At 70.8% G+C, this 11,216-nt stretch carries 13 protein-coding genes and 1 riboswitch; of the genes, 9 read left to right on the top strand and 4 right to left on the bottom strand.

Features of this window, described 5'->3' with window-relative positions:
* The first annotated feature begins 447 nt into the window (after positions 1 to 447).
* Positions 448 to 774 carry a hypothetical protein gene (locus tag ACIQGZ_RS29120; RefSeq protein WP_402607645.1) on the top strand — a complete coding sequence of 109 codons (327 nt, stop codon included), beginning with the start codon at positions 448 to 450 and terminating at the stop codon, positions 772 to 774.
* Between the two features lie 133 nt (positions 775 to 907).
* On the opposite strand, the gene ACIQGZ_RS29115 is transcribed toward ACIQGZ_RS29120, so the two are convergent.
* On the bottom strand, positions 908 to 1,675 hold the full coding sequence (locus tag ACIQGZ_RS29115) for a GntR family transcriptional regulator (RefSeq protein WP_402607643.1): 768 nt from the start codon (positions 1,673 to 1,675) through the stop codon (positions 908 to 910).
* A gap of 227 nt (positions 1,676 to 1,902) precedes the next feature.
* On the opposite strand from ACIQGZ_RS29115, the gene ACIQGZ_RS29110 reads away from it, so the two are divergent.
* The 5 genes from ACIQGZ_RS29110 to ACIQGZ_RS29090 all read left to right on the top strand — a co-directional run bounded on the left by ACIQGZ_RS29110 (position 1,903) and on the right by ACIQGZ_RS29090 (position 6,144).
* The gene (locus tag ACIQGZ_RS29110) at positions 1,903 to 2,292 is read left to right on the top strand and encodes a hypothetical protein (RefSeq protein ID WP_402607641.1); all 390 of its coding nucleotides are present in this window, start codon (positions 1,903 to 1,905) and stop codon (positions 2,290 to 2,292) included.
* Between the two features lie 360 nt (positions 2,293 to 2,652).
* On the top strand, positions 2,653 to 3,918 hold the full coding sequence (locus tag ACIQGZ_RS29105; protein WP_402607639.1) for an FtsK/SpoIIIE domain-containing protein: 1,266 nt from the start codon (positions 2,653 to 2,655) through the stop codon (positions 3,916 to 3,918).
* Positions 3,915 to 4,109 (top strand): hypothetical protein, encoded by a 195-nt coding sequence (locus ACIQGZ_RS29100; RefSeq protein ID WP_402607637.1) that lies wholly within the window; start codon positions 3,915 to 3,917, stop codon positions 4,107 to 4,109. The genes ACIQGZ_RS29105 and ACIQGZ_RS29100 overlap by 4 nt, the downstream gene beginning before the upstream one ends.
* Before the next feature lie 138 nt (positions 4,110 to 4,247).
* Positions 4,248 to 5,756, top strand: coding sequence for a replication initiator (locus tag ACIQGZ_RS29095; protein WP_402607635.1), 1,509 nt, complete (start codon positions 4,248 to 4,250; stop codon positions 5,754 to 5,756).
* Positions 5,749 to 6,144, top strand: a complete 396-nt coding sequence (locus ACIQGZ_RS29090; protein WP_402607633.1) for a hypothetical protein — start codon at positions 5,749 to 5,751, stop codon at positions 6,142 to 6,144. Before ACIQGZ_RS29095 ends, ACIQGZ_RS29090 begins: the two co-directional genes overlap by 8 nt.
* A gap of 56 nt (positions 6,145 to 6,200) precedes the next feature.
* Here ACIQGZ_RS29090 and ACIQGZ_RS29085 read toward each other — a convergent pair whose 3' ends face one another.
* Complete coding sequence (locus ACIQGZ_RS29085; RefSeq protein WP_402607631.1) at positions 6,201 to 7,718, bottom strand: recombinase family protein; 1,518 nt, start codon at positions 7,716 to 7,718, stop codon at positions 6,201 to 6,203.
* A 236-nt stretch (positions 7,719 to 7,954) separates the two neighbouring features.
* Positions 7,955 to 8,761, bottom strand: a complete 807-nt coding sequence (locus ACIQGZ_RS29080) for an SGNH/GDSL hydrolase family protein (protein ID WP_402607629.1) — start codon at positions 8,759 to 8,761, stop codon at positions 7,955 to 7,957.
* A 109-nt stretch (positions 8,762 to 8,870) separates the two neighbouring features.
* A riboswitch (guanidine-III (ykkC-III) riboswitch) is annotated at positions 8,871 to 8,934 on the top strand.
* Positions 8,935 to 8,972: 38 nt separating this feature from the next.
* On the opposite strand from ACIQGZ_RS29080, the gene sugE reads away from it, so the two are divergent.
* The 3 genes from sugE to ACIQGZ_RS29065 all read left to right on the top strand — a co-directional run bounded on the left by sugE (position 8,973) and on the right by ACIQGZ_RS29065 (position 10,345).
* Positions 8,973 to 9,293, top strand: coding sequence for a quaternary ammonium compound efflux SMR transporter SugE (sugE, locus tag ACIQGZ_RS29075; RefSeq protein ID WP_402607627.1), 321 nt, complete (start codon positions 8,973 to 8,975; stop codon positions 9,291 to 9,293).
* 102 nt (positions 9,294 to 9,395) lie between these two features.
* Positions 9,396 to 9,827 (top strand): VOC family protein, encoded by a 432-nt coding sequence (locus ACIQGZ_RS29070; protein WP_402607625.1) that lies wholly within the window; start codon positions 9,396 to 9,398, stop codon positions 9,825 to 9,827.
* A 41-nt stretch (positions 9,828 to 9,868) separates the two neighbouring features.
* On the top strand, positions 9,869 to 10,345 hold the full coding sequence (locus ACIQGZ_RS29065) for an SRPBCC family protein (RefSeq protein ID WP_402607623.1): 477 nt from the start codon (positions 9,869 to 9,871) through the stop codon (positions 10,343 to 10,345).
* An 18-nt stretch (positions 10,346 to 10,363) separates the two neighbouring features.
* On the opposite strand, the gene ACIQGZ_RS29060 is transcribed toward ACIQGZ_RS29065, so the two are convergent.
* Complete coding sequence (locus ACIQGZ_RS29060; protein ID WP_402607621.1) at positions 10,364 to 11,176, bottom strand: NUDIX domain-containing protein; 813 nt, start codon at positions 11,174 to 11,176, stop codon at positions 10,364 to 10,366.
* Positions 11,177 to 11,216: the final 40 nt, after the last annotated feature.

Below are 11,216 nucleotides of genomic sequence, written 5' to 3'. Positions count from 1 at the left end.
CCCTCGACCCCACCGGCCGCGGTCGCCAGCGCTGGAACAACCGCTGGAAATCCGCCCTCAACGAGTTCGACGTCCTCTTCGACGGCCGCCTTACCGCCGGACGAGTGTGAGCCGAACAGCCCACCGAACAACCTGTAGGCCAAACAGACGAACCACACTTAATTCCTGATAGACCCGAGATCGAAGCGCAGCGCATCAAGTGGGGTCTCGCCGCACCTAGGGTGCGACGGGGGTGCCCGGTCTGGCGCCCGGTCTGGGCAGCGTGCCCCTATATATCGCTGCTGGGGCGGCTGATCACTAGGGGTACTGGGTCAGCTTTGTTACGCGACTGGGCGTGTGAGGTTGCCTGCTGTGTGTAACGCTTTGGGTCCGGCTGGTTTTGAACGTTGCTGTTGGCATATGCCAATGCGCCGGTGCGGTTCCGGTGATCGGGAGGGACGGACCTTTATGGGCGAGCACGCAGGGGATCAGGACTACGGCGAAGAGATCGGGGTCTTTCTGGGTGGGGGTCCGGTGTTGGAGGGGGTGGATTATGAGGCGGCGTGGTTAGAGGCGCGGGCGGCGGCGGACAGCTTGAACGCGGTGCTTGGAAGGCTGGGCTTGCGGGGGCCTGCGTTGGTGCGGGCGCAAGCCGGTTGGGCTGACGACGGGCGCGGCGTCGTCTTCCTGGAAGGTACGCCGCTGGGGGCGCGCAGGCTCGGAGTGGTACTGGAACGGATGATGAAGCGCGGCAGGTGGGCCCAGGGGTCGATCGCGCTTCGGCGGCGCGTGTGATGGCCAGGCGACTTCGGCCGGCATGACTGGGTGATCTTCGAAGCGCGTGCCCTGGGTGGCTGCCGCCCGGCGGCGCGGAGCACCGCCCTTGAGGAAGTGAAGACAGTTTTCGACGCGTGAGCGGGTGCCTGGCTTACCCCTGGTGGGCGCGGACGGTTGTAGGGCGGACGGTGAACGCCATCTGGGCTGTACCCGCTCCCATGGCGATGGTCTCCAGCATGAGCGGGCGGTGGTCGGCCTGCGTCCGGGTGACGCGCTGGGAGATCAGCAGGGGGGTGAACTCGGGCAGGTTGAGGGTTGCGCGCTCGTCGGGCTGGGGCATCCGGGCGTTGACCGTCTCGCGCCATTCGAGGACGCCGTGGGCGGCGGTGAGTTGGGTGTATGCCTGGGCGGTGGGTACGGCCGGGTCCTTGGCGAGCGGGGTTCCGGTCAGCTGCTCCATGGGCATGAGCGTGCCGTGGCGTGCCCGGGTCCCGCCGGGCTCGTGGATGAGCATGCGCTCCACCAGATAGGCGGCTTCGCCGCCGTCGGTGTGGAGGAGTACAGCGGCGCTCGGTTCCAGTCGGACCCGGTAGACGGTGGGTGTTCCCTGTTCCGCCCATCCGTCTGAGTCGGTGATGAACCGCTTGCCCGCGCGGGTGATCACGCGGGTGAGGCTGATGGGCTCTGCCGCCTCTTGGGCGCGGACGAAGGTGCCGCGGCCCTGCTGTACGTCTAGCAAGCCCTCGGCCCGGAGAGCGGCGACGGCCTGTCGGACGGTGGGGCGGGAGACGGAGTAGAGAGCGGTCAGCTTGTCCTCGGTCGGGATCTTCTCGCCTGGCGACCATCGGCCTGCGGCGATGGCCTTGCGCATCTCTTGGGCGACTTGCTGATACAGCGCCCCTGCCTTGATCACTGCCATCTCTTGTGCCCCTTATATGGCGGTTTGTCCAGCTTCGCTTGAGAGCGTTATAGAACAGATATTCGGGTGCGTTTGCGCTGCTCAGTGCGCGTTCCCCGGGGTTGATTCAGCAGTCGTCAGGATGAATGTGCTTGCCTCTCGCGTCAAGCGGGGCGCATGATCGAGCCAAGGAAATTCATCATGACGACTGACCTATGTGTCGGTGGTCTTCGACGGAGGGAAGCGACATGACGTTGAAGAACCTGCCGTTGGACGTGGACAGGCTGGGGTCGGCGCTGTGCGTCTCGGTGGAGGCGAAAACGGACCCGGAAACGGGTGCGGTCAAGGCCGACCGTGACGGTGCGCCGGTGTGGGCGGTCGGTGTGGCGGTAAGGCCGGAGGGTCGCAAGGCCGCGTTGATCGAGGTGGCCGTTTCGGGTGAGCCGGTGGGCTTGGACATCGGGCAGTACGTGCGCCTGGTGGGCCTGGAGGCGTTCTGGTGGGAGATGGGCGGCCGGGCCGGGATCTCCTACCGGGCGGCGTCCGTGGTTGCCGTGGCTGCGCCTACGGCTCCTGCGGTCGTCGGGGCGGCTTCGGCTGCTGAAGGCGAGCCGCGTGGGCGCGGGGGTGCGAAGTGACCAGACGCGACTGGACGGATCTTCGGGAGCGGTTGGCGGACCTGGCCGATCTGGCGGAGGAGCTGAAGCCGGACACGCCGCCGAGTGCGCGCCGGTTCCGCGATCATCGCGTCGCTGGCGGCAGATGCTGCTCTGCTGGCGTGGCACTTGGAGGAGCACATCCTTCGGGAGATGGCGGAGAACGGAGTAGACCTGCCGCCGTTGGAGTCGGGCGGTGATCCGGAGTGATGGGCGTTCCGTGGTCAACGGTGGTGGTCGAGATGCACGTGATCAAGGGCTGGCGGAGGTGGGGAAGTGACGGCTGATGCGCGGGGGCTGGCTGCCGCTGAGGTGCAGCACCATGTGCCGTACGGGGTGTACGTGCTGGGGGCGCTGGCGGGCTTGGGTGTGCTGCTGGCGCTGTCGTCTCCGGTGCTGCGGCGGCGTGCGCCGTATGTGTGGTGGGGAATGTGCGGTTACCCGGCGGGGGCGGTCCGGGTGATGTGGACGTGGCGGCGGTTGGCGGACCTGCAAGGGCTGTCGGTGGCGAAGCGTCCGCCGCTGGCGCTGCTGGGGGGTGTCGTGCTGAAGGGTCGGGCGCTGAAGCCGGTCAAGCCTCGGATGGGGCTGCCCCGGTGGAAGCGCGGGGGCCTGGTGGTCCGGGTGCGGCTGCACCCTGGGCAGATCCCGGAGGCGTACGCGGTCGCCGGTGAGGCGATGGCCCATGCCTGGCGGGTGTTCGCCGTGCGGGTGGCCTCCGATTCTCGGGGGTTCGTGGTGCTGACGGCAACGGCGTGGGACCCGCTGGCGTCGCCGTCGCTGCCGTTGGTGCGGCCGGGGCCGCTGCTGTCGGCGTCGGTGGGCCAGTGGGAGGACGGTCGGGCGTGGGTGGTGAACCTGCGGCGGGTGCCGCACTGGCTGATCGTGGGGGCGACCCGTTCGGGCAAGTCCACGCTGATGGCGTCGCTGGTGTCGCAGTGGGCGCCGCAGCGGGTGGCGCTGGTCGGAATCGATCTGAAGGGAGGCATGGAACTGTCTCTGTTCGGCGCGCGGTTGTCGGCGCTGGCCACCAGCCGGCATGAGGCGGCCGAACTGCTGGGGCGGTTGGTGGAGATCACCACGGCCCGGATGGAGCGGTGTCGGGCGGCGGGCGTCCGTTCGGTGTGGGAGCTGCCGGGCAAGGCCCGTCCCGTCCCGGTGGTGGTGCTGGTCGATGAAGTGGCGGAGCTGTACCTGATGGCCAGCAGCGCGGACAAGGCGGAGGTGGCGCAGGTGTCCACGGCGTTGCTCCGGCTGGCGCAGCTCGGGGCCGCGCTGGGGGTTCACCTGGTGGTGGCCGGTCAGCGCGTGGGTTCGGATCTCGGCCCCGGGGTCACTGCGCTGCGGGCTCAGCTGGCCGGGCGGGTGTGCCACAGGGTGATGGACAAGGGCACTGCCGAGATGGCACTCGGGGATCTCGACCCGGGAGCGGTCACGGCAGCGCAGGAGATCACCGCCGATCAGCCGGGAGTGGCTGTGGCCTTCGGGGATGATGGCGGCTGGATGCGCGCCCGGTCGCTGCTGACCACTCCCGGGCAGGCCCGGCGGGTGGCTGAGCGGCACGCAGCGCTCGCGCCGAGCTTCGCTGAGCTGGGGAGTGCCTCGTGACGGCCACGGCTACCGCGCCTCTGGTGGCGCTCCTGGCGATCCTGGTCTTCGTGCTGGTGCGTGCTGGTGAGTTGCGCATCTGGCAGGTGGTCCTTGTTGGCTTGTTCGGGTTCTACCTGGACCGGACCCATCTGGCCGATCCGATCGCCTCTGCCGTGACGTGGTTGGTCGCGGGCCTTACCCACACCTAATCGAACTGGAGTTCCCATGCTGTTCTTTCGACCACGCGTGCCGCGTCCCGTCCCTATCGTCTCCGCCGCCTTCGGTCATGCCGAGTTTCGCTCGGTGTGGCCGGGGCTGCTGCGTCCTCCTCCTTGGAGCCATCCGCCATGACTGACAAGCCCCTTCTCCATGCGAATCCCTTCGAGAGCGCCGCCGCCCGCCGGGTCTACCTCGTTCGTGAGGAAAGGATGCGGACCCTGGGTGAGGTGGAGCGGGGTCTCCTCCGCCTGGGCCAGATGCCCGACTTGGCCCGGTGGGTGGAGCAGATCACCGCGACCGGCGGGTGTGCGCAGCCGGTCTACCTGGCCGGGGAGTCCACCACGTACGACCCGGTGACGGGTGAGGTGTTGCGGCGCTACACCACCCGGGATGAGCCCGGAGAGCGGCTGGCCGTGCGGTGCCGGAACCGCCGGGCCGCCCGCTGTGAGCCGTGCTCGTGGCAGTACCAGGGCGACACCTGGCAGCTCGTGCGGGCGGGGTTGGCAGGGGGCAAGGGCGTGCCGGCCGATGTGCGAACGCATCCGATGGTGTTCCTGACCTTGACCGCTCCCTCGTTCGGTCGGGTTCACCGTGCGGGCGAGTGCCACGCTGCCCGGCCGGGTGGGTGCGGGCACGGGGCCTCGCTCGGGTGCGGGGGTGTCCACCGGGACGCCGATCCGGTGGTGGGGCAGCCGTTGTGCCCGGGGTGCTACGACTACGCGGGGCACGTGCTGTGGAACGGCCATGCTTCGGCGCTGTGGAAGGCGTTCGGGGACAACCTGTACCACCACCTTGCGGTGCGGGCGGGTGTCGGCCGGTCGGCGGTGCGCAAGCTGGTCCGGGTGTCGGCGGCGAAGGTTGCTGAGTATCAGCGGCGGGGCGTGGTCCACTTTCACGCGGTGCTGCGGCTGGACGGTCCGGACGGCCCTGGTGAAGCGCCTGCGCCCTGGGCAACGGTGGCCCTGCTCCTGGAGGCGGTGCGCTCGGCGGCTGCGGCCGTGGCGCTTCGGGCTCCGGAGTCGGCGGCTTACGGGTCTCGGCGGCTGCGCTTCGGTGAGCAGTTGGACGCTCACCCGATCACCGGCGGCGACGGTGTCCTCAGTGATGAGCGGGTGGCCGGGTATGTGGCGAAGTACACGACCAAGAGCGCGGCTGAAGCCGGGGCGGTTGACCGGCGGGTGACGAGTGTTGCAGAGATCCGCGCGCTGCGGGTGTCCGCTCACGTGCGGGCCCTGGTGGGCATGTGCTGGCGCCTGGGCGGCCTGCTGGAGCTGGGGCACCTTCGGTTGAAACTCTGGGCGCACATGCTCGGCTACCGGGGCCACTGCCTGACCAAGACCCGCCGGTACTCCACCACGTTCCGGGAACTGCGGGGGGAGCGGGCGGAACATGCGCGTGCGGTGTCGGGGCGGGCGCTGTTCACCTCAGACGAAGCGGTGACCGTGGGAAGCTGGCGTTTCGTCGGTTCCGGGCTCGGGCCGGCAGAAATGCTGATCGCTGCCGGAATCGCTGACGACCTGAAGCGGACCCGTGAGATTGCCCGTGACCACCTGCCCTTCGGGTGGGTGGGTGGGGCGCGGCGGGCGCCATGGCGGGCTGGCGGGGGTGGGCACGCGGGGACGGCCGACGATGGCTGATCTCGTGGGGCGTGCCTCAGCCCATGGTCTTCACGGGGAAGTGGCCGTGTGGCGGTTCGCTGTGGCGTCCGGTGATGCGGCGTCGGCGGTGGCGGGCCTCCTCGGCGGTGTGCCGCAGGTGGGCGGCGGAGGCTGGGAGATCGTCACAGCGGCGTCCGTCCTTGCGGTGCTCCGCGTGGGCCTGACCAACGATGCCTTGCGGTTCAGGCTTGAAGGTCTCCCGGCACTGGGTGCGTTCGAGCTGCGGTTCTCCCCCTGGTGCCTGGTAGACGTGCTGGGCGAAGAGGCTGCGGCCCTGCCCGGTCTGGTGGGCTTGGCTGCGCGGGTACAGGACTTCACGACACTGAACGGCCGGACTGTGCGCTACGTGGTCCCCGCGCTGGTGTAACGGGCCCGGCGACGCAATGGCCCCGGAGGGTTTCCCCCTCCGGGGCTACTAGCGTGCTAAGCGGCGGGCGCGTACAGGTTGGCTCCCGTGATCGTGTACCGCTGTGCGGCCCCCTGGGGGAAGAGGACAACGCGCACATCGAACTCGTTCAAGATTTCGCGCCGCGCCGCGTCGTCGGGGGCGCTGTACCAGTCCTCCTCGATCGTGCGGCCGGTCGGCACCATCCGCATGCCGGGGGCCTGCTCGGGCAGCGCCTTCAGCTCCGCGATCTCGCGTCCCATCCGCGCGTACTCCGTCCGGAACCACTCGACGTCGTCGGCGGCGTCGTACAGTCCTGCCTTTCGGTCCTCACGCAGCCGGGCGCGGTCGGCCTCAAGCGCCGCTATCTGGCTGGCGTAGCCAGTGCCCGGGTCGTAGATCCGCTTCATCACCTCGCCAGCGCCGTAGCGGGCGAGGAACCACGCCTCCACCGCTGCATCGAGCAACGGAATAGCCATCATCGGCGCAGGCTGGCAGTGCAGGGCGGAGGGGATTCCGCGCACGCGGGCCGTGCAGCCGTAGGCCATGTCCGTACCCGATCGCCCGGCGATGTACAGCCGTGTTCCGCAGTTACCGCAGAAGCCGAGTCCCGACAGCCGATGCACGCCCTTCGGGGTCCGGCTTCCCGCCTTCTTGCGAGACAGCTTCTCCACCAGCGCCAAATGCGTTTTGTGGTCCCACAGGCCGGGGGCGATGCGCCGGGGTCGGCCATCGGGCCCGAGCACCGGTCGGCCCCGGTGCATGAGGTACCCCAAAGCGGCCTGGCTGATCAAGATGCTGCGCAGGCTCTTGGCGGTCCACGGCCCGCCCTTCTTGGGACGGCCGTACAGCTCCGCGCGTCGATCTGACGGCGACGGCACCCGCGCACGGGTCAACCGCGCGGCCTCTGAGGAACACGTGATCTTTCCTGTCTGATCCGCCAAGATCCGCTGCGCAACATCGGTTATCACCGCGTACGCGACTTGATCCACCTCGACGTGATCGACCTTGCCCATCGGCACGAGCCGTATGTACATGTAGCCATAGCTGGGCATTTGCCTGGGCTGACCTGCGGCACGGGCCCGAAGCGTCTCGTCCCGGTTCCGCTTCTGGATGGCGCGGAGTTCCATCTGACTGCCCCACGCCTTGATCATCCAGTCATTCTCCTGGTTGGGGTCGGAGAAGTCCCATACCCCGGCGTGGTCGGCCGTGATGATCAAGTGGCCCTGACCGGTCAGAAGCGCCTGAGTGTTGAGCGTGTCCCTGACGTTGCGGCCCACCCTGTCCACGCTCGCCGCAACTATTCCGTCGTACGGGCCCGCTTCATTGCGGAGCCAGGGACCAAACCCCTTGCGCGTCAGGGGGTCCGTGGCGCCGGACACCTCCCAGTCGTCGGCCCACGCGATGATGTGTCCGCCTGCATCCGTTGCGGACGCGACAATCTGTTGCGCTTGGCGCTCCGGGCTGTTGGTCGCGTCGGTCCTCCGGCTCAAGCGACGCACACCGACCAGGCAACAGCCGCACCCGTCGTACTCGGTGGTGAGCATGTCGTTCATGGTTCCACTCCCGCCTCGCACTGTCGTGCGAATTGCGGAAGTACCTGGGGCGCGAGGAACTGCGCGAGCAACCCCCTACCCCCGTAGAGGTGCCCCCACAAGTCCGACCCCCCACCCCCCAGGGGCGCGAGGAACTGCGCGAGCAACCCCCCCACCCCCGTAGAGCACCCCCACAGGACAGCCCCCACCATCCCCGAGTGGTGAACCCCACCCACACCCCCGCAAAGGCGAAAGCCCTACCCCTCGTACGCCGCCAACTCCGCCCGCTTGGGAGCCCGCCCATCCCCCGAGGACCGCCCCGTCAGCCGCCGGACCACCCAGGGCCCCAGGTGGATACGCACCCAGCGCAGATCGGAACGCCGCCGGGCCGCCCACCGCTGCGCCGGAGCAGCCGACAGCGGCGCCCGCCAGTCGAACCCGGCCGGCGCGCCCAGCGCCTCCAGCACCGCTTCGGCCACCCGGCGGTGGCCCTCGGGGGAGAGGTGCAGCCGGTCCTCGGCCCACAGCCGGGGATCGTCGAAGCAGGGCGCCGAGAACAGGTCCACCACCACGAACTCCGGCCGCTGCCGGGCCAGTTCCGCCACGAACTCCTTCATCCGCACGATGGCGGGCAGCAGCCGCGCGCTGCCGCGCAGCCGCCGACTGGGATCGGCGCTGGTGAACAGCACCACCCGGCGCGCCCCGGCGGCCAGCTTCTCCGCCGCGTCGCCCAGCCGCGCCGACACCTCGGCCACATCGCAGCCCGGCCGCAGCACATCGTTGAGCCCGCCGGCCAGCGTGACCAGCTCCGCGCCCATCGCGGCGGCCACGCCGACCTGTTCGTCGCAGATCTGGCCGATCAGCTTGCCCCGCACCGCGAGGTTGGCGTATCGGAAGCCGGGCGTCGCGGCGGCGAGCCGGGCGGCGACCAGGTCGGCCCAGCCCCGGTAGCTGCCGTCCGGGTGCAGCTCGTCGCACATGCCCTCGGTGAAGGAGTCGCCGACGGCGACGAAACTGCGGTACGCGGGTGCGGTGGTGTTCTCCATGGCGCCGATGATCCTCATATCCGTACGCTCCCGACCGCGCCGGGCCGCAGCCGATCCCGCCGTCCGGTGACCGGGATCACCGCGCGGCCGCCTTGCCACCGACCCGGGCGGACCGGGCAGACTGGAGGCGGACCCGCCCTGCGGGCCCCGGACGAGGCGCGCCGTACCCGGTCAAGCGAAGACGACGCGGATTCCTGTACGCGATCCGTCTCTCCGGAGGTGCCCCGCCATGGCGTGGCTGTATGTCGTCGTCGCCGGCCTGCTCGAAGTCGGCTGGTCCATCGGCCTGAAGTACACCGACGGGTTCACCCGGCCGCTCCCCAGCCTGCTCACCGGCGGCGGGATCGTCGCCAGCATGGCCCTGCTGTCGCTCGCCGCCAGGACGCTGCCGATCGGTACCGCCTACGCGGTCTGGGTGGGCATCGGCGCCACCGGCTCCGCGCTGCTGGGCGTCGTCCTGCTCGGTGAGTCCGCGACCCCCGCCCGGCTGGCCTTCCTGGGTCTGCTGGTGGTCGCGATCATCGGCCTGAAGCTGACCTCCGGCCACTGAGCCCGCCGCCGCCATCCCGCTCCGCTGCTCAGGCCGGCCCCGGCCGGTCACCGGGACGCGGAGCGGAGGCGGTTGTCGGACCCCCCGCCTACGCTGCGGAGCATGACCGTACCCGCCAGGATCAGCATCGTCACGCTGGGCGTCGGCGACCTCGACGTCAGCGCCCGCTTCTACCAGGCCCTGGGCTGGCAGCGCTCCAGCGCCTCCAGCCCGGAGATCGTCTGGTTCCACACCGCCGACTCGGCGCTCGGCCTCTTCCCGGTGGACGAGCTGGCCGCCGACGCCGGGGTGCCCTCCGAGCCGGAGTCCGGCTTCCGGGGCGTCACCCTCGCCGTCAACCTGGAGGACGAGGCCGCCGTCGACCGCGCCCTGCAAGGCGCGGTGGACGCCGGGGCCACCGTCGTCAAAGCGCCGATCCGCACGACCTGGGGCGGCTACTCCGGGTACTTCGAGGACCCGGACGGCCATCTGTGGGAGCTGGCCCACAACCCCTTCTTCCCCCTCACACCGGAGGGCCGACTCGACTTGCCCTGACTGCCCCCGTCCGGGCCGGGCCGTGCGGCAGACTGGCCGCCGTGGAACTCAACCGCTACCGGTTCGCCGACCGCTGGGAGCTGCCCGCCGCCCCCGGTGACGTTTACCGGGTGCTCCAGGACGTCGCCCGCTACCCGCAGTGGTGGCCCGAGGTCCGCCGGGTCGCGCGGCTGGACGACCACCGGGGCGAGCTGACCGTGCGCTCCGTCCTCCCGTACGACCTGGTGTTCACCGTCGCGGAGATCCGGCAGGACCGGGCGGCCGGGGTGCTGGAGGCCGCCCTGACCGGCGACCTGCGGGGCTGGTCCCGATGGACCGTCACCGCCCGTCCGGGCGGCGGCAGCCAGGCCCTGTTCGAGGAGGACGTACGCCCCGGCAAGCCGCTGATGCGCCGCCTCGCGCTGCCCGCCCGCCCGGCCTTCACCGCCAACCACGCGCTGATGATGCGCAGCGGCCGCCACGGCCTGCGCACCTATCTGGCCGGCTACGCGGCGGGCCGCGAGAGCCGCGACGGCTGACCGCCCCCCGGGCGGCCGTCAGCCGCCGAAGACCCGGCGGACGTCGAGCAGCAGCGGCCCGCCCGGCTCGGCGGCGGGCAGGAAGCCCACCGTCTCGGCGGTCAGGGCGTCCTCCGGCCGGTCCGGCTCGACGGCCACCTCCAGCACGCCCGGCTCCCGCGCCACCAGCACATCCCGCAGATAGCACCAGAGCGCCCGGGTGACCAGCCGGGGCGCCGTACGGACGGCGTCGCCGACCGTCCACCGCAGCAGCACCCGCCGCCCGTCCGCACCCACCGGGACATGCCCGAACTCGCCGCTCGCCGCGCCGTCCACCAGCAGCGTGGACGCCCCCTCGCCCGCCCCGGCGAAGGCGATGCCGACCGACGGCAGCCCGGCGGTGCGGTGCAGGTTCTCCCGTACCGTCTCCGGGGCGCACCGCCGCAACGCCTCCTCGGCGCTCGCCCAGGCGTAGCGGTCGTGCTCCGGATCGATCAGGGCGACGGCGTGCTCGGTCACCTCGGCCAGGTAGAGCGCCCAACGGCCGGAGAGGTCGATGGCGTGCACATCCAGCCCGGTCAGCCCCGCCTCCTCCTGGAGCTCCCGCAGCGCCCCGGTGAGCAGCGGCTCGCCCGGCTGCCGGGCGCCGGACGGCGGCGTCCACGCCCAGTCGCCCTCGTAGTCGGGACCCCGGTACGCCCGGTGCAGCAGCAGGTACTCGAAGTCGTCGCCGCTGCGGCGCCGCACCACCACCGCCGCGCCGTTCGGCAGGTCGGCCGCCACCGGCAGCCCGTCCCAGGTCGTCCGCAGCTGCTCCCCGCCGGGTTCTTCCCGTACCGCTTCAGCCGTCATGGCGGCGATCATGCCAGAACCCGGGCGGACGGCGGGGGCG

Source organism: Streptomyces sp. NPDC092296 (assembly GCF_044755465.1).
In the GTDB taxonomy this organism is placed as follows: Bacteria; Actinomycetota; Actinomycetes; order Streptomycetales; family Streptomycetaceae; genus Peterkaempfera.
Note: the sequence above shows the minus strand (reverse complement) of the source record. Positions and strands in the feature narration are given on the sequence as shown.